Source organism: Streptococcus sp. SO4 (genome assembly GCF_030440055.1).
In the GTDB taxonomy this organism is placed as follows: Bacteria; Bacillota; Bacilli; order Lactobacillales; family Streptococcaceae; genus Streptococcus; species Streptococcus nidrosiense.
This window is the reverse complement of the sequence record NZ_JAQFJI010000014.1, coordinates 19,644-38,087: the sequence shown is the minus strand read 5'-3', so window position 1 is coordinate 38,087 and position 18,444 is coordinate 19,644. Positions and strand designations below refer to the sequence as shown.

Below are 18,444 nucleotides of genomic sequence, written 5' to 3'. Positions count from 1 at the left end.
AGGCGGAAATATTTCCAGCCTCTTTATCGTATTAATAGAAGGAAATTAGATATGTTAGATTTAATTCAAACTCGACGCGATCTTCACCAAATTCCGGAGATTGGTTTAGAAGAATTCAAGACTCACGCTTATTTACTCAATGTTATTGAGAAATTAACAGCTGGTAAGGATTTTGTTCAGATTCGAACCTGGCGGACAGGTATTTTAGTTTACTTGCAGGGAAGTCAGCCAGAACGTACCATTGGTTGGCGGACAGACATTGATGGCCTCCCAATCGTTGAACAAACAGGCCTTCCTTTTGCCTCTCAACATCCAGACCGCATGCATGCTTGTGGGCATGATTTTCACATGACTATTGCACTTGGAAGTCTCGAACGTGCTTTAGAAAAACAACCAAAAAACAACCTCCTCTTTCTCTTCCAACCTGCGGAAGAAAATGAGGCAGGCGGTATGCTCATGTATGAAGATGATGCCTTTGGTGACTGGTTGCCTGACCAATTCTATGGACTCCATGTTCGCCCCGACTTAAAAGTTGGACAAATTGCGACCAATACTCATACACTCTTTGCTGGAACATGTGAAGTTAAGATTCGCTTTAAGGGTAAAGGCGGACACGCTGCCTTTCCACATGAAGCCAACGACGCTCTGGTTGCAGCTAGCTATTTTGTGACCCAAGTCCAGTCAGTCGTCAGCCGTAATGTCGATCCTATCGAGGGAGCTGTTGTCACTTTCGGTGTTTTTCAAGCTGGTACAACCAATAATGTCATAGCTGATACAGCTTTCTTGCATGGAACCATTCGAGCTCTCACACACAGCATGAGCCTCTTGGTTCAAAAACGTGTCAAAGCTATCGCTGAAGGTGTCGCAGCTGCTTTTGATATGGATGTGGAAGTTGAACTCAAGCAGGGAGGTTATTTACCAGTAGAAAACAACCCTGAACTAGCCCGGGAATTGATGACCTTCTTTGATGAAAAAGAGGGCATTGAACTAATCGACATCGAACCTGCTATGACAGGAGAAGATTTTGGTTATCTTCTCTCCAAGGTTCCTGGAGTCATGTTCTGGCTTGGAATTGATAGCCCCTATGCTCTTCACCATCCTCAGATGAGTCCTAAGGAAGAAGCTCTAGCAATCGGAGTTGAGGCTGTATCAAGCTTTTTAGCAAAGAAAGCCGCGGAGTAAACTATGAAAAAAAGCTTACGCAAGCAGGTCTTGCAAGAACTTAAAGCTCTTTCTAAAGAAGAAAAGCAGAGCATAAATGATTGGCTCACAGATCAGCTCCTTCAACATCCTTTTTATAAGGAAGCAAAAACCATCGCTACTTACCTGTCTTTTCCCCATGAATTTCAGACAGCTGAGCTCATCGAACAAGCTCAAAAAGATGGGAAGACTATCCTCATTCCCAAAACCTATCCACATGGGAAAATGGACTTGGTGCTCTATGAACCAGAGAAGCTCGAAAGAAACTCTTTTGGTCTCCTTGAACCTCAGGGGGAAGCTATTGTCTTTGAGCCGTCTCAGATTGACTTGATCCATGTTCCTGGTCTAGCTTTCAATCCTTCTGGTTATCGGGTTGGCTATGGAGGCGGCTATTACGACCGCTACTTGGAGCATTTTACTGGTCACACCATCAGCACACTTTATCCTTGTCAGATTCAGGACTTCCAGCCTGATCCACACGATATTTCCGTTGAGGAGGTACTCATCTATGAAAGAGATCTTTGATCGTCGTTATCCTGTCACGAGCTTCTTTCTCCTCGTGACAAGCCTGGTTTTTATACTCATGTTTCTAACCAGTGGTTTCAATTACACAAGCGCAGCCACCTTGTATAAATTCGGAGCTGTTTATCCCCCAGCAATCAAAGCCATGCCTGAACAAATCTGGCGCCTATTCTCAGCAACCTTTGTCCACATTGGCTTGGAGCACTTTTTAGTCAATATGCTATCCCTTTACTTCTTGGGACGTCAGATGGAGCAAATCTTTGGCTCCAAACAGTTTTTCTTTATCTACCTTCTATCAGGTATGATGGGAAATCTCTTTGTCCTCGTTTTTAGTCCCAATGCCATTACTGCTGGTGCTTCAACTGCCCTCTACGGTATGTTTGCCTCAATTGTTGTTCTCCGATATGCTTCACGCAATCCCTATCTCCAACAGCTTGGTCAATCCTACCTCTCCCTCTTGGTCATCAACCTAGTAGGAAGTGTTTTAATGCCTGGGATCAGCCTTGCTGGACACGTAGGTGGAGCTGTCGGTGGCGCATTACTAGCTATCGTATTCCCAGTTCTAGGCGAACGAAAGATATACAGCCCAAGCCAACGTGGTCTAGCAAGCCTAGCTTTCATTGTTTTATCAGCCTTGATGCTTTTTGTGGGCTTGTTCTAAGATAGTCTCATTTAGGGAGTATCTTTATTTTCAAACAAAGATTAATTCACTTATCTCATATATAAAAAAAACTCTGAAAAGCTTGTTTTTATTAGCTTTCCAGAGTTTCTTTTATTTCTAGTTTTTTAAAGATCAGACGGGTATATAGATTTTTTATCAATTTGATTGGATTTTTTTATAACCCTTCTTTCATGGCAAAGTAAGCACGCACTTTGGGTGCCACTTGCGTTCCAAAAAGTTCAATAGCTTTGAGAACTTGATCATGTGGCATAGAACCAAGTGGTAGGTGCAACATAAAGCGATCCAAGTCTAAATCTTCAATCATGCGGATCAACTTTTCTGCTACCTGGTCTGGATTTCCCACAAACATAGCGCCATTTGGACCAACTTGCTCCAAATATTGCTCATAGGTCATCTCCTGCCAGTGTGGACGGTCTTTAGAAATAGCATCCACCACTTGCTTGGTCGGATGGAAATAATCTTTCACTGCCTGCTCGCCATCTTCAGCAATCCATCCCCAAGAATGTGCTCCCACTTTCAAGTCTTTGTCAGCATGACCAGATTCACTTCCAATCTCACGATAAGCCTGAATCAACTTTTTAAAATAGCGAGGATTCCCACCGATAATGGCATAGACAATCGGTAAACCAGCCTGAGCAATCTTCACTGTTGACTCTACATGACCACCTGTCGCCACCCACAATGGCAATTTTTCCTGAACTGGACGTGGATATACTTCTTTTCCAGCAATGCTTTGGGTCAATTCTCCACGCCAGTTCACCTTGGTGTTTTCATTTGCCAGCTGGAGCAGGTCCAATTTTTCATCAAAGAGGGCTTCATAGTCTTTCAAGTCATATCCAAACAGTGGAAAGGACTCGGTGAATGAACCACGCCCAGCCATAATCTCAGCACGACCGTTTGAAAGGGCGTCGATAGTCGCATATTGTTGGAACAAACGAATTGGATCCATACTTGAGAGGATACTGACAGCACTGGTCAAACGAATCTTCTTGGTATTCACTGCACCTGCTGCAAGGACAATCTCTGGCGCTGATACCGCAAAGTCCTCCCGATGATGCTCACCAATGCCATAAACATCCAGACCAACCTTGTCAGCCAGTTCAATCTCTGCCACCAACTGACGGATTCGTTCGTCATGACTGTAAACTTGTCCAATCCCCTCTAAAGCTGTTGTTTCACCAAATGTTGAAATTCCTAGTTCTACCATACTGATTTCCTCGTTTTATTATTAGTTATTTGGGTATTTTATCACTAGTCAATTATAGTTGCAACGAATTTGCTCATTAGAAAAGGCCTTATTTAAGTAGACATTTTTAGTTCCTTGTGTGGCGGTGAGAGGTGAGGGTAAATCGTTGTAAGGACGATACCATCTATATCCCTTGCAACATTCTCTTCTGTGATGGTGAGAGCTTGGTGATGATTCTATAAGAAAAATGAGATGAAAATCATCTCACTCTTCTTATTCTTAAAATCCATTATTGTCACTGAGTTCTTTGAACCAGTGGCCTGATTTTTTCAGGCGACGTTCTTGCGTTTCAAGGTCAAGCTCGACCAAACCATAGCGATTTTTGTAACTATTGAGCCATGACCAGCAATCGATAAAGGTCCAGATCAAGTATCCTTTACAGTTAGCACCGTCTTCAATAGCGCGATGGAGTTCACGAAGGTGACCTTTGACAAAGTCAATACGGTAGTCATCCTGAATCATTCCATTTTCACGGAATTTGTCTTCACCTTCAACGCCCATACCATTCTCAGTCAGCATCCACTCAATATTCCCATAGTTTTCCTTGATGTTTTGGGCAATGTCATAAATCCCTTGCTCGTAGATTTCCCAACCGCGGTGTGGATTGATCTTACGGCCTGGCATGACGTAAGGTTCATAGAAATGTTCTGGCAAAAGCGGGCTATCAGGATGCTTAGCAAAACGTGGCGCCATGACACGCAAAGGTTGGTAATAATTCACTCCTAGGAAGTCAACTGTGTGCTCGCGAATAAGTTCTAACTCTTCGGCTGTGTACTCTGGTAACAAGTCATGCTCAGCCAAAATTTCCACTAACTCTTCTGGATAAGCTCCTAAAACAGACGGATCTAGGAAAGATTGTGCCTGAAAGAGATCAGCAATGCGTGCAGCCTTGACATCGGCAGGATGCTGGCTACGTGGATAGGCTGGTGTCAAGTTGAGGACAATCCCAATCTTAGAACCTGGCAAGACTTCATGACAAGCCTTAACTGCAAGAGTGCTGGCTAGCTGGGTATGATAGGCAACCTTAACCGCTGCTTTGGCATCTACCTTATGAGGGTAATGGGCATCATAGAAATAGCCGAACTCTACAGGAACGATAGGCTCATTGAAGGTAATCCACTGGTCAACCAAGTCTCCATAAGTTTCAAAACAGAAACGAGCATAGTCTTCATAGGCCTTGATGGTTGCCTTATTTTCCCAACCATCCCCATCTTCTTGAAGGGCAAAAGGCAGGTCAAAGTGATAAAGATTGACTAAAAGACGAATTCCCTTAGCCTTAATAGCTTCAAAGACATGACGATAGAAAGCCACACCTTGAGGATTGACTTCTCCACGACCCTGTGGGAAAATACGAGACCACTGGATAGAAGTTCGAAAGGCTGTGTGGCCAGTTTCTAACAAGAGTTCGATATCCTTTTCCCAGTTTTCATAGAAGGTCGACGTTTTGTCTGGTCCAATACCATTGTAGTAACGATTTGGCTCTACTTGAAACCAATAATCCCAGAGATTATCTCCCTTGCCATCACTAGGCACTCGTCCTTCTGTCTGCGGCCCAGAAGTTGAGGAACCCCAGACAAAATCCTTTGGAAATTTTAGCATAGTACTACCTCTTTTTACGCTTTTAATGTTTATACTCTTCGAAAATCAAATTCAAACCGCGTCAACATCGCCTTGCCGTATATGCGTTACTGACTTCGTCCGTTCTATCCACAACCTCAAAACGGTGTTTTGAGCAACCTGCGGCTAGTTTCCTAGTTTGCTCTTTGATTTTCATTGAGTCTTACTTTCTCTCATTATACAGAAAAAACAAGGCAAAAACTAGTTACATTTTTGTCTTGTTTTTCTTCTGATTATAGATTTTATTTATTTGTTAAGATTTCAAGGGTTTCAAGCAAGTTATCTGCATGAACTTCGATTGTATCCCCTGTCGCCTTGATCTTCACTTCTACGATACCATCAACTGCTTTCTTACCAACAGTGATACGGATTGGAAGACCAATCAAGTCGCTATCGCTGAATTTAACCCCAACACGCTCGTTACGGTCATCTGTCAATACTTCATAGCCTTTATTGACTAAGGCTTCTTCGATACGATTAGTCAATTCAAGACTTGCTTCGTCCTTAACATTGACCGGAATCAAATGCACATCAAACGGAGCCAATTCTTTAGGGAAATTGATACCCCAAGCGTAACGGTATTCCCCTTTAGGCGTTTTGTTAACAAAGAGACGAGCGTGTTGTTCCATAACTGCTGAAAGGAGACGGCTGACACCGATACCGTAGCAGCCCATGATGATTGGCACAGCACGACCATTTTCATCCAAGACATCTGCTCCCATGCTTGCTGAGTAACGAGTTCCGAGTTTGAAGATGTGACCAATCTCGATACCACGCGCAAAGTTGAGAACACCTTGTCCGTCAGGAGAAATTTCACCCTCACGCACTTCACGGATGTCCACATACTCAGCAGTGAAGTCACGACCTGGGTTGACACCAGTCAAGTGATAGCCATCTTCATTGGCACCAACAACAGCATTGCGGCTATCTTGTACCTTGCGGTCTGCGATGATTTTAACATTTTCTGGAAGATCTACTGGACCAAGAGAACCAAAGTCAGCTCCCAACAATTCTTTCACTTCTGCCTCAGTTGCAGGTTCTAAGAAATCTGCTCCAAGGTAGTTTTTCAATTTGACTTCATTGAGCTGATCATTGCCAACGAGTAGGGCCACAACTGGCTCCTCATCTGCGATATAAACCAAGGTCTTGATTGTTTGCTCTTCAGAGACATTCAAGAAGGCTGCGACTTCATCAATCGATTTGACACCTGGTGTTTCCACGCGAGCCACTTCATCTTCAGTCACAACACGGTTGCTTGGTTTATACTCGTTGGTAGCCATTTCCAAGTTAGCTGCATAGCTCGATTCACTTGAGTAGGCAATGGTATCTTCACCAGAAACCATCCATTTGAGCAATTCTGCCTTGATTTCTTCTTGCACTTGATCAGGAATTTCGTCAAATGATGCAACTGACTTGTCTAAAACAACCCAACGGTCAAGGTCTGTACGAGCAGGTGTGATGGCCATAAACTCTTGGCTATCCTTACCACCCATGGCTCCACCGTCACCGATGATAGCTTTGAAGTCCAAACCACTACGAGTGAAGATACGCTCATAGGCCGCCTTGTACTCATCATAAGTTACATCCAAGCTATCGTAGTTAGCATGGAAGCTATAACCATCTTTCATGATGAATTCACGCGTACGAAGAAGTCCATTACGTGGACGTTTTTCATCACGATACTTAGGCTGGATTTGATACAAGTTCAAAGGTAATTGCTTGTAAGACTTGACAGAATCACGGACAATAGCTGTGAAAGTTTCTTCGTGAGTTGGACCCAAGATAAAGTCTGACTTCTCACGGTTTTTCAATTTGTACAAGTCCTCACCGTAGGTTTCATAACGGCCAGACTCACGCCAAAGGTCAGCACTGAGAAGGGCTGGAGCCAACATCTCAACCGCACCAATCTTGTCAAACTCTTGACGCATGATCTTCTTAGCTTTTTCGATAACACGGTTAGCAAGTGGTAGGTATGAGTAAACACCTGCTGATACTTGACGAACATAACCAGCACGCAACATAAGGGCGTGACTGATAACTTGAGCATCGCTTGGCATTTCGCGAAGCGTTGGGATAAGCATTTTACTTTGTTTCATAATGACTCCTCTATTTCTTAAAAGAAGGTACGCATGATGTCGTTCCATGTCACGGCGAGCATCAAGACGACCATAATGACAACTCCAACCAGAGTGACATAGGTTTCAATTTCTTGTTTTAGTGGTTTGCGACGAATAGCTTCGATGATATTAAGCACGATTTTTCCACCGTCGAGCGCAGGAATCGGAATCAGATTGAAAATCCCGATATTGATGGAAATCATAGCCAAGAAGTACAAGACATTTTCCAGTCCATTCTTGGCAGCATCGCTACTTGCCTTAAAGATAGCAACGGGACCACCCAGCTTATTCAAATCCGGTTGAAAAACCAGACTCTTCAAAGCATTGAGGATGCGCAAAGCTGAATCAGCCGCAGTTGTAAATCCGCCCATAAACATAGACCAAATATCAGATTTGAGTCTCGGCTGGACACCCAAGATATAACGCCCTTGGCTTTCCTCAGGTGTCACACTCACTTGTTTTTCAGTGCCATTTTCAGAGACTGTCACATCCAAAACGGGCGCTGTTTTGTCCTTGGTTTCTGCATCAACCGCCTGGATCAAGTCTGACCAGTTTGAAATCTCATAACTTCCGACCTTAGTGATTTGGGCCGTATTTTCAACTCCAACCTTAGCCAAAGCGCTATCTGGAATAATGCTGAAATTGTTCGTTTGCGTATCACGAACGCCACCTTGCATGAAAATCAAAATCCAGAAGACGATAACTCCTAGGATAAAGTTATTCATAGGACCAGCAAAGTTGGTAATCAATTTGCCCCAGACAGTCGCATTTTGATATTGGACGTCTAAGGGAGCAATACGGACTTCCGTTCCATCAGCTTCCACAATGGTTGCATCATGGTCAACTGAGAAAGTCTTTTCCTCTTCCAAGACCAAGCCTCTAATAAAGAGTTTATCCTCAAAATCAAACTGAGTGACCTGCATGGGTAAAGCAGTCTGGTCAACCTTTTTCCCAGAGAGATTGATACGCTTGATCTTACCATCCGCTGCCAATGTTAGACTTGCAGGGGTTCCAGTCTTAATCTCTGTCGTATCTTCACCCCAACCTGCCATACGAACGTAACCACCCAGTGGCAGGACACGAATAGTATAAGCAGTCCCATCTTTTCCGATATGGGCAAAGATTTTGGGACCCATACCAATGGCAAACTCACGAACCAAAATCCCGGACTTCTTAGCAAAGTAAAAATGCCCGAACTCGTGAACTACCACGATAATCCCGAAAACTAGGATAAATGTTAGTAATCCTATCATTTAATTTCTATTTACCTTTCCTTAAAATAAGCCAAAGAGGTGCATAATCGGGAACACAGCTAGCATGCAATCAAAACGATCCAGTACCCCACCATGACCTGGGATAAACTTGCCTGAGTCTTTGACACCAAAGTGACGTTTCATAGCACTTTCGATCAAATCCCCCAACTGACCAGCTATACTAAAGAAAATAGCAAAGACCATCATTTTGTAAATCCCATAAGGTAAAGCAACGGTACTATCAACTAGCATAAAGATCAAAGTCACTAGCATAGCAGCCAAGATACCTCCCATAGCACCCTCTATGGTCTTGTTAGGGGAAACTCTCGGAGCCAGCTTTCTCTTACCAAACTTCATCCCTACTAGATAGGCGCCACTATCGGTTGCCCAGACCATACAAAGTCCCAAAAGCGCCTTATCCAAACCTGCAATACGAGCATCGACCAAAGCATTAAAGCCAAAGCCAACATAAAAACTCATGGCAATCGGAAAAACAGCATCCTCAATGGTATAGTTCTTGCTAAAAACCGTTGCTCCTAGCAAAATGAGAATCACGACACTATAAGCAACAACGTTCCCATCCACGGGCAAAAACTTCAGGTAGTTTTCCAAAGGAATAGTCAGAAAAAAGGTTGCTAGTAAAGTCAAGAGTCCTTCAGGCGTCATGGTATTTAACCCCTTCATACGAAGCAACTCATGTACTCCCAACATAGCTACAATCCCCATGGCAATCTGGAGCCATAAGCCACCAATCGCCAAGATTGGGATAAAGATAGCCAAAGCCAAGATAGCAAAAAGGGTTCTTTTTTGTAAATCCTGTATCATAATATCTCCTACACTCCTCCAAAACGACGGTTGCGACGATTGTACTCGATGATAGCTTCTTTCAAGGCATCCTCATCAAAGTCAGGCCACAAGACATCCGTGAAATAGAGCTCGCTATAAGCAGCCTGCCATGGCAAGAAATTACTCAAACGAAGTTCACCGCTGGTCCGAATAATCAAGTCAGGATCCCGCAATACTTTTGGCAAATGACCCGTAAAGAGGTATTCCCCAATCAATTCCTCGGTAATATCACCAGGATTGATCTTAGCATCTAAAACATCCTGTGCAATCAACTTGACCGCTTGTGTAATCTCAGCTCGTCCACCATAATTAAGAGCAAAATTGAGAATCAAACCTGTATTTAGCTTGGTCAGCTCTTCTGCCTTTTTCAAGGCATCAAAAGTCTGCTTCGGCAAACGATCAGTCTCCCCAATCATTTGAATTTTCATGTTCTTCTGATGCAATTCAGGAACAAACTTATCATAGAATTCAACTGGCAGATTCATGATAAATTTGACTTCCTGATCTGGACGGGTCCAGTTTTCAGTTGAAAAGGCATAGACTGTCAAGGCTTTGACGCCCATATCACTAGCAGCAATAGCTACCTTTCTCAAAGCATCCATCCCAGCCTTATGGCCAAAGACTCGTGGCTGCATCCGTTTTTTAGCCCAACGGCCATTCCCATCCATGATAACACCGATGTGGTCTGGCACCATTGTGGGGGTTTCTGTTGCTTTATCTTTTTTTAAAAATCCAAACATGATTGTATTCCTATTCAAAAATCTATCGTTTCATTATACCATATTTTTCACTTTTCTTCTATTATCACCTATCATTCTATGGTGAAATTTCCCATATATCTCCTATATTTCCAGTATATCAAGCCTTGCAATTCCTAAAGAAAGTTGATACAATAAAACCATAGAGATTCGATCCTTGTTCAGCCACAGGGATTTTTTATTGAAAGGATTTTATCATGTCAAAGGCACTCCAACGTAAAAAACAATTGAGAAACAGCCTCCGTCGCTCAGGTGCATTTTCAAACACTGTAAACAAGGTTGTCGAAGAAACAAAAAAAGTTGTAAAACACGCTGAAAAAGCAGCAAGCGATGCAGGTAAAGTTGTCTCTAAAAAGGTTGAAAAAACTGTAGAAGCAACCAAAGAGCAAGCTCAAAAAGTTGCTACTTCTGTAGAAGATTTCGCAGCCAACTTAGGTGGACTTTCAGTAGATCGCGCTAAAACTTTCTACGATGAAGGAATCAAATCTGCAGCTGACTTCAAAAACTGGACAGAAAAAGAACTCCTTGCTTTGAAGGGAATCGGTCCAGCAACTATCAAGAAATTAAAAGAGAACGGCATCAAGTTCAAGTAATCTTTCTTGTTCCTTGCATTTCCGTCAAAAACTTGTTAAAATAAAGCCATTAGAGGTGTTTTGAGTCCCACATTTTACAGAAAGTGGCGGAGCTGAGAAGTCCACAAATGTGTCAAAACTGGTTGCTAATGGATGAAATTAAAAAATGAAATATAAATGTCTTTTTGTTTAAAAGACGAGAGATGCGGGCTCTGCCCGAAATTGGGTGGTACCGCGGATAAACATATTCGTCCCTGTCAGATTAATGACAGGGGCGATTTTTCTTTTACACCCCTAGCCAAAGGAGGTTGCCATGAAACAATCTTTTAACACCAGTAAGCTCTACTATGGTTTTCCTATCTTCATTTTGGGCTATCAGGACCAGAACTTTGGGCACAATATCACGACCTGCAGTTCCTCTTATAGTCTGGGAGATTGGTTGGTCATAGGTGTTGGTGCTGAGGAAAATGCAGCTGACCAGATTAAGCATTACCAACAGTTCACTGTCAACATCCCTGACGAAAAACTCATGATCCAGATGGAGCAGGCTGGCTTTATCAGCCATCGGGAGAAATTGAAACACCTAGGGCTTGACTACGAGATTTCTGAACGAACTCAGGCTCCGATTTTGGAGGCCTGTCCAGTCGTTTTGGATTGCCAGGTTGATCGGATTATCGAGGAAGAGGGCATCTGTCATATCTTTGCCAAAATTCTCGAGCGACTGGCTGACCAAGAGCTCTTAGATGACAAGGGCCATTTTAAAAATGACCACTTTGCGCCTACTTACTTTATGGGGGATGGCCATCAGCGCGTTTATCGTTATCTAGATGACCGAGTCGATCCTATGGGGAGCTTCATCAAGAAAGCGAGGAAGAAGAATGACAAGAACTGAACTGCCAGAACAAATCGAAACGGAGCGACTGGTCTTGCGAGTACGTACAGTGGCGGATGCTGAGGATATCTTTGGCTATGCCAGTCGTCCAGAAGTCTCTTACCCAGCAGGGTTTCCACCTGTCAAAACCTTGGAAGATGAGATTTATTACCTAGAACATATCCTTCCCGAGCGTAATCAAAAGGATAATCTCCCAGCAGGCTATGGAATTGTGATTAAAGGGACCGATACAATCATTGGTTCTGTCGATTTCCCCCATCGCCACGAAGATGATGTGCTAGAGATTGGCTATACCTTGCACCCAGACTATTGGGGCCGAGGTTATGTTCCTGAAGCGGCGCGTGCCTTGATTGATTTAGCTTTTAAAGAATTGAACCTACACAAGATTGAACTAACTTGTTTTGGTTACAATGCCCAAAGTCAACGTGTCGCTGAGAAGCTTGGTTTTACCCTTGAAGCTCGTATCCGAGACCGCAAAGATGCCCAAGGCAATCGCTGTGACAGTCTGATATATGGCTTGCTGAGGAGTGAGTGGGAGGACGCTAATAACTGTTAGTTGAACTGTTCGATAATTTCGAACAGTTGGGACTTATTAAAGAATTTCGAAAGAGAGGTGAAAAATTGGAAACAAGCCAGATTATTACTCTGATCAGTGGAGCTGGTATAGGAGCTGTCCTAAGTGCATTTTTAACGTTCATAAATAGTAGCAAAAAGAATAAACTTGATTTTATAACTAAAGAGCGTTCAGAGTGGAGGAGAGAAATTAAGTCAATTATAGTTGATTTATTAGGGGGAAATAATCGATCTTCTGCAATAAAAAGGCTTGAAACACAGTTAAATCCGTATGGCAGATATATCTCTAAAGAAGATAGATATAATTTTTACATGAATGATGGCCATATTTGGGAGTTGGTTGATAATTTTGATTATTCAAATAAAAGTGTAAAATTATTAACTAAATATCTAGAAATACTTTTAAAATATGATTGGGAAAGATCAAAACGTGAAATAAAAGTCGATGCTTTTAATAGTTTTATATACTTTATTCTTATTATCGGCTCTTTATCCAATTCTCTCTTAATACTCTTTAAAATAAACGATTTAAGTCAAAGTATAGTTCTTGCGATATCCTCTTATATTATGGTGGCTGGTATATTCTATCTTGAAAAAGTTACTAGGAACTTTAAAAAAAAGCTTATACGTAATACTATTTATATTATGCTACTTTCTCTATCTATGTATTATAGTATAGAAGGGCTATTGTATTGGGTAATCCCTCAAGAAAAAATGGATTTAAATAGTTTTCTTGTCACACTTTTGATATCAGTATTAATGATGAGTATAGAATTCAAAATTTTTATAAACACTAATGGTGAGGAAGAAAATTATATGAACCTCATTGATTATATTAAAAACAATTTAAATTAAGGAGAACACACATGTCTAAAGAACTTTCACCTAAATACAATCCAGCCGAGGTTGAGGCTGGTCGTTACCAAAAATGGCTTGATGAAGATGTTTTCAAGCCTTCAGGAGATAAAAAGGCTAAGCCTTATTCTATCGTGATTCCACCACCAAACGTAACTGGGAAACTCCACCTTGGTCACGCTTGGGATACTACTTTGCAAGATATCATCATCCGTCAAAAACGCATGCAAGGTTTTGATACGCTTTGGCTTCCAGGTATGGACCACGCTGGGATTGCAACTCAGGCTAAGGTTGAGGAGCGCTTGCGTGGTGAGGGCATCAGCCGTTATGATCTTGGTCGTGAAAAATTCCTCGAGAAAGTCTGGGAATGGAAAGACGAATATGCCACTACTATCAAGGAGCAATGGGGCAAAATGGGTCTCTCTGTAGACTACTCTCGCGAGCGTTTCACGCTTGACGAAGGTTTGTCAAAAGCCGTTCGCAAGGTCTTTGTGGACCTTTACAAGAAAGGTTGGATCTACCGTGGTGAATTTATCATTAACTGGGACCCAGCGGCTCGCACAGCCCTTTCTGATATCGAGGTTATTCACAAGGATGTCGAAGGTGCCTTCTACCACATGAACTACATGCTGGAAGACGGCTCACGCGCCCTTGAAGTTGCCACAACTCGTCCTGAGACCATGTTTGGGGACGTTGCCGTTGCGGTCAATCCAGAAGACCCACGATACAAGGACTTGATTGGTAAAAATGTCATCCTTCCAATTGCTAATAAATTGATTCCAATCGTTGGAGACGAACACGCAGATCCTGAGTTTGGTACTGGTGTCGTGAAAATCACGCCTGCCCACGATCCAAACGACTTCTTGGTTGGTCAACGCCATAACTTGCCACAAGTTAACGTCATGAACGACGACGGAACTATGAATGACTTGGCCTTCGAATTTGCAGGTATGGACCGTTTTGAAGCTCGTAAGGCAGTCGTTGCTAAGTTGGAGGAGATCGGTGCCCTCGTTAAAATTGAAAAACGTGTCCACAGTGTTGGTCACTCAGAACGTACAGGTGTTGTGGTTGAGCCACGCTTGTCTACACAATGGTTCGTGAAGATGGACCAATTGGCTAAGAATGCCATTGCCAACCAAGATACAGATGATAAGGTAGAATTCTACCCACCTCGTTTCAACGATACCTTCCTCCAATGGATGGAAAATGTTCACGACTGGGTAATCTCTCGTCAGCTCTGGTGGGGTCACCAAATCCCTGCTTGGTACAATGCTGAGGGTGAAATGTATGTCGGCGAAGAAGCTCCAGAAGGTGACGGATGGACTCAAGACGAAGACGTCTTGGATACATGGTTCAGTTCTGCCCTTTGGCCATTCTCAACCATGGGCTGGCCTGATGTCGACTCAGAAGACTTCAAACGTTACTTCCCAACGTCAACCTTGGTAACAGGTTACGACATCATCTTCTTCTGGGTATCTCGTATGATCTTCCAATCTTTGGAATTCACTGGCCGTCAGCCATTCCAAAATGTCCTTATCCACGGTCTCATTCGTGATGAGCAAGGACGCAAGATGTCTAAATCTCTCGGTAACGGGATTGACCCAATGGATGTTATCGAGAAATACGGTGCCGATGCCCTTCGTTGGTTCCTTTCAAACGGTTCTGCACCAGGTCAAGACGTCCGCTTCTCTTACGAGAAAATGGATGCTTCTTGGAACTTCATTAACAAGATTTGGAACATCTCTCGCTACATCCTCATGAACAATGAAGGTTTTACCCTTGAGCAAGCAACTACTAATGTGGAAAAAGTTGTTAACAAGGAAGCTGGAAACGTTACTGACCGCTGGATTCTCCACAACCTCAATGAAACCATCGGAAAAGTTACTGAAAACTTTGACAAGTTTGAGTTTGGTGTTGCTGGCCACATCCTCTACAACTTCATCTGGGACGAGTTTGCGGACTGGTACGTCGAGTTGACCAAGGAAGTCCTTTATAGCGATAACGAAGAAGAGAAAGTCATCACACGTTCTGTTCTCCTTTACACTTTGGACAAGATCCTTCGTCTCCTTCACCCAATCATGCCGTTCGTGACAGAGGAAATCTTTGGTCAAATCTCAGAAGGTTCTATCGTTACAGCGGAATACCCAACTGTTAATCCAGCCTTTGAAGACCTCGCTGCTCACACTGGTGTAGAAAGCCTTAAAGACTTGATCCGTGCTGTTCGTAATGCGCGTGCGGAAGTAAACGTAGCACCAAGCAAGCCAATCACCATCCTTGTTAAGACAAGCGATAGCGACTTGGAAAGCTTCTTTAACAGCAATGTCAACTACATCAAACGCTTCACAAATCCAGAACACTTGAAAATCGCATCAAACATCCCTGCACCTGAACTCGCAATGTCAAGCGTCATCACAGGAGCAGAAATTTACTTGCCACTGGCAGACCTCCTAAATGTCGAAGAAGAACTGGCTCGTCTCGACAAAGAGCTCGCTAAATGGCAAAAAGAACTGGACATGGTAGGCAAGAAGCTCTCTAACGAACGCTTCGTAGCCAATGCCAAACCAGAAGTCGTCCAAAAAGAACGCGACAAACAAGCCGACTACCAAGCCAAGTACGACGCAACCGTAGCTCGTATTGATGAGATGAAGAAGTTGGTGAAATAAAATCGAGTAGCGGATAAGACTATCCCCTCTCACAATACGGCAGTTCAACTAACTTTTAACGCATGCTGTTCAAGATAATACAAACCAGAAACCAGTCCACGTTTTCGAGGACTGGTTTTGATATATCACGTTTAAGTACCGACCTCTGAGCCCTAATTGATAGTGTTCACCCCAGCCAGATCCTTATCTGCTATCCTTTTAGGAATTTCTAACTTAAGTAGGCCCGACAGTCGTTTAGATTTCTTCTTCCATATAATCACTCGTAGACGAGTACGCAAGTGCTCATCTATGCTGGTGACTATGCGCTTCATATTTCCCAATGAGAAATAGTTTATCCATCCCCAAATGGACAAATTCAGTTGCTCAAGAGTTCGCCGGTAGCGGAGAGTCCACGGAGGACTTCCACCTCAGATGTACGACATGTCCATCGTACCAAAAAAGGCAAATCTCAAATTGAGATTTGCCTTTTTTATATATTTTCATCTTGCAAATCTAGTTGCTTCACTCTAGCAATATAGTATGCCATAATCAAAAACAAATTGAAGCTGACAATCCAGATAGACCATTCATGGAGAAAATGCATAGATACAGCCAAGCTAATAGCACCCACTACGAAACTGCCTACAACAATGCCATAGTTCAAGGCTTGACGACGATATTCTTGAACATCTCCTTCTCCTCTAACGATGCGATACAAGGCAGTCAACATTTTTCGGTAATTTCCAGACGTCATAAAAATGACATAGGGATGATCTTCAATCAAACTACCCGTAAATGTTAGCATCATCATGCCTGTTCCAAATGCAATAAAAGGAACTTCTAATAGAGGAAAGCGGGAAAAGAAGGGAAGAACAAGGGTACCGATAAATAAGGGAAGTAGCATCTTAACCCGCCAATAGGCTGTTTTGCGATATTCTTTCACGTGTAAGGCGAAAAGAAAGCCTAGGGAAAAGAATATAATAGAACAGAATCTCAACATGGTATTGGTGACATGTGAATCGTGCCAATCTGATATCAGCAGGAGAATGTTCCCTGTCTGTGTTGCCACCAAACTATGGTACTGGATATGACAGAACACATCCAAAGAACCACCGATAAAGCCAAGGAACACTCCCATGAGTCGTGTATTTTGAGGTAAAATTAATTTATCTGGCATTGATTCATCACTCGTTTCCCTTTGATTTTTTCATTATACCACTTTCTCTGAAAGAAACTAAGTGAAAAACGGTCAGTTCAGGTAGATATGATTAGATATACTCCTAAGTTCGTCTCATCTCTGGAGTTCATTTATGACGTCTTATCAACTTCAAATGCTGTAGGTACTCATCAACTGAACTATTTTTAAACAAATTATTTCTGTACTGAAGTCTATGGCTTAATCAAAGTAACACTTGAAACAGTACCATCTGCACCTGTTGTAATTTGGATGACTTTTCCACCACCTACTTCAGCATTGTATTTCCCATCATCAAGGGTATAAGAATAGCTTTGAATAGAGTAGTTTTCTTTCTTGCCATCAGCAGATTCTACTGTAAATTGACCACCTGATGAAACAGTGATAGTTTCACCATTAGCACCCTTCCAATTTCCAGCTGCAGCTGAAAAATCTTTATCCACCATAGTCAAGACACCTTTATAACGTTTGTTATGTTCTGCCTGCTTGTCTTGAAGTTTGCGATCAGTTGCTGGATCATAAGCTGACTGATTCTGTTTTGCTTGTGTTCCTTGTTGATTGGATGGAGCTTGCGAAGGGGTTTGATTAGCAGAAGGTTCTTGGTTTTGTTTTGTTTCTGGTGCTGGTGTTGCTTGCGATTGATTAGCAGTAGTCGTTGACTGATCAGAAGATGATGATTTAGCTTTTTCTGATGAAGTTGAACTTGAGGATTTCTGAGTCTTGTTCTCTTTACTTGAAGAGCTGGCCTTAGAACTAGAAGATGCTTGTGTTGTCTTGCTAGAACTATCACTTGTGGTATTTTCTTTCTTATTACCACAAGCCCCCAATAGCAATGTTGAAGCGAGTACAGTTGCGGCCATTAATTTGATAGAAGTTTTATTTTTCATTCCATGCTCCTTTGTAACACTTTTGAAATGTTAAGAAATATTTTTGTAACATTATTGTAATATTTGTTTTTAAATCTGTCAACTATTTATCTAAAATTTTTTAGAATTATTTTTTAGTACATTTATTTTCTTACTCCTCCTATATCTTTTATTCGTAAAGAATTTAAAAAAACACAAAAGTTCTTCCTGACAAAGTGCTATATTTTAAAGTGTAATCGCTTGCATTTTTTTCTTGAAGGACTATAATAAAATTGAAATAGGTTATTGGAGGTGTAGGCCTATGTTAAGCAAATATTACAAATATCTTCCTTGGTTGATTATTGGTGCTTTCTGGTCTTATCAGTCTGCAAGTCGCTATGCCCAAACTACATTTGATTTATTTTATTTAAGCACAATCTTCATGATTGTTTATGTGGCTCTAATGTACTTACACGATCATTATTTAAAATATAAATACAAAGATTTATTCATTCGTTTTATGAGTAATCCTAAAAAAGATAAACATCCTTAAACAAAAAATAACAACAAAAAGAGGCCGGGAAGAATCCCGACCTCGATTTTTTATGAACAATAAACCTTTGACACGA

17 protein-coding genes and 1 pseudogene are annotated in these 18,444 nt (G+C 42.1%); 9 read left to right on the top strand and 9 right to left on the bottom strand.

The window, feature by feature from the left end:
- The first annotated feature begins 51 nt into the window (after positions 1-51).
- Genes PCY08_RS08785 through PCY08_RS08775 form a run of 3 tightly spaced genes read left to right on the top strand, consistent with a single transcriptional unit; the run spans position 52 to position 2,383 of the window.
- Positions 52-1,182 carry an N-acetyldiaminopimelate deacetylase gene (locus PCY08_RS08785; protein WP_301560090.1) on the top strand — a complete coding sequence of 377 codons (1,131 nt, stop codon included), beginning with the start codon at positions 52-54 and terminating at the stop codon, positions 1,180-1,182.
- A 3-nt stretch (positions 1,183-1,185) separates the two neighbouring features.
- Positions 1,186-1,725: a 5-formyltetrahydrofolate cyclo-ligase gene (locus PCY08_RS08780; RefSeq protein WP_301560089.1), complete on the top strand. Its 540-nt coding sequence runs from the start codon at positions 1,186-1,188 to the stop codon at positions 1,723-1,725.
- On the top strand, positions 1,709-2,383 hold the full coding sequence (locus tag PCY08_RS08775; protein WP_301560088.1) for a rhomboid family intramembrane serine protease: 675 nt from the start codon (positions 1,709-1,711) through the stop codon (positions 2,381-2,383). Before PCY08_RS08780 ends, PCY08_RS08775 begins: the two co-directional genes overlap by 17 nt.
- Before the next feature lie 175 nt (positions 2,384-2,558).
- Here the strand turns inward: PCY08_RS08775 and PCY08_RS08770 are convergent, their stop codons facing one another.
- The 6 genes from PCY08_RS08770 to PCY08_RS08745 form a co-directional block, all read right to left on the bottom strand.
- A complete protein-coding gene (locus PCY08_RS08770; protein WP_301560087.1) occupies positions 2,559-3,611 on the bottom strand; it encodes an LLM class flavin-dependent oxidoreductase in 1,053 nt (350 codons plus the stop codon).
- Between the two features lie 258 nt (positions 3,612-3,869).
- Positions 3,870-5,249, bottom strand: a complete 1,380-nt coding sequence (locus tag PCY08_RS08765; RefSeq protein ID WP_301560086.1) for a glycoside hydrolase family 1 protein — start codon at positions 5,247-5,249, stop codon at positions 3,870-3,872.
- A 260-nt stretch (positions 5,250-5,509) separates the two neighbouring features.
- Positions 5,510-7,363: a proline--tRNA ligase gene (locus PCY08_RS08760; protein ID WP_301560085.1), complete on the bottom strand. Its 1,854-nt coding sequence runs from the start codon at positions 7,361-7,363 to the stop codon at positions 5,510-5,512.
- Between the two features lie 17 nt (positions 7,364-7,380).
- On the bottom strand, positions 7,381-8,637 hold the full coding sequence (gene rseP / locus PCY08_RS08755; RefSeq protein ID WP_301560084.1) for an RIP metalloprotease RseP: 1,257 nt from the start codon (positions 8,635-8,637) through the stop codon (positions 7,381-7,383).
- 21 nt (positions 8,638-8,658) lie between these two features.
- Complete coding sequence (locus tag PCY08_RS08750) at positions 8,659-9,462, bottom strand: phosphatidate cytidylyltransferase (protein ID WP_000613843.1); 804 nt, start codon at positions 9,460-9,462, stop codon at positions 8,659-8,661.
- A gap of 8 nt (positions 9,463-9,470) precedes the next feature.
- Positions 9,471-10,223 (bottom strand): isoprenyl transferase, encoded by a 753-nt coding sequence (locus PCY08_RS08745; protein ID WP_301560104.1) that lies wholly within the window; start codon positions 10,221-10,223, stop codon positions 9,471-9,473.
- 215 nt (positions 10,224-10,438) lie between these two features.
- On the opposite strand from PCY08_RS08745, the gene PCY08_RS08740 reads away from it, so the two are divergent.
- The 5 genes from PCY08_RS08740 (at position 10,439) to PCY08_RS08720 (ending at position 15,796) form a co-directional block, all read left to right on the top strand.
- Positions 10,439-10,834 (top strand): helix-hairpin-helix domain-containing protein, encoded by a 396-nt coding sequence (locus tag PCY08_RS08740; RefSeq protein ID WP_301560083.1) that lies wholly within the window; start codon positions 10,439-10,441, stop codon positions 10,832-10,834.
- Positions 10,835-11,126: 292 nt separating this feature from the next.
- A complete protein-coding gene (locus PCY08_RS08735) occupies positions 11,127-11,705 on the top strand; it encodes a flavin reductase family protein (protein WP_301560082.1) in 579 nt (192 codons plus the stop codon).
- Entirely contained in the window at positions 11,692-12,261 is a 570-nt protein-coding gene (locus tag PCY08_RS08730) for a GNAT family protein (RefSeq protein ID WP_301560081.1), read from the top strand. The genes PCY08_RS08735 and PCY08_RS08730 overlap by 14 nt, the downstream gene beginning before the upstream one ends.
- A gap of 26 nt (positions 12,262-12,287) precedes the next feature.
- The gene (locus PCY08_RS08725) at positions 12,288-13,133 is read left to right on the top strand and encodes a hypothetical protein (protein WP_301560080.1); all 846 of its coding nucleotides are present in this window, start codon (positions 12,288-12,290) and stop codon (positions 13,131-13,133) included.
- A gap of 11 nt (positions 13,134-13,144) precedes the next feature.
- On the top strand, positions 13,145-15,796 hold the full coding sequence (locus PCY08_RS08720) for a valine--tRNA ligase (RefSeq protein WP_301560079.1): 2,652 nt from the start codon (positions 13,145-13,147) through the stop codon (positions 15,794-15,796).
- A 44-nt stretch (positions 15,797-15,840) separates the two neighbouring features.
- On the opposite strand, the pseudogene PCY08_RS08715 reads toward PCY08_RS08720, so the two are convergent.
- The 3 genes and pseudogenes from PCY08_RS08715 to PCY08_RS08705 form a co-directional block, all read right to left on the bottom strand.
- Positions 15,841-16,188: pseudogene (locus PCY08_RS08715) on the bottom strand (group II intron maturase-specific domain-containing protein); the annotation flags it as partial.
- Between the two features lie 77 nt (positions 16,189-16,265).
- A complete protein-coding gene (locus PCY08_RS08710) occupies positions 16,266-16,952 on the bottom strand; it encodes a YoaK family protein (protein ID WP_301560078.1) in 687 nt (228 codons plus the stop codon).
- 212 nt (positions 16,953-17,164) lie between these two features.
- On the bottom strand, positions 17,165-17,857 hold the full coding sequence (locus PCY08_RS08705) for a hypothetical protein (protein ID WP_301560077.1): 693 nt from the start codon (positions 17,855-17,857) through the stop codon (positions 17,165-17,167).
- Positions 17,858-18,137: 280 nt separating this feature from the next.
- Here PCY08_RS08705 and PCY08_RS08700 point away from each other — a divergent pair, with 280 nt between their 5' ends.
- The gene (locus PCY08_RS08700; protein WP_301560076.1) at positions 18,138-18,368 is read left to right on the top strand and encodes a hypothetical protein; all 231 of its coding nucleotides are present in this window, start codon (positions 18,138-18,140) and stop codon (positions 18,366-18,368) included.
- Positions 18,369-18,444 lie beyond the last annotated feature (76 nt).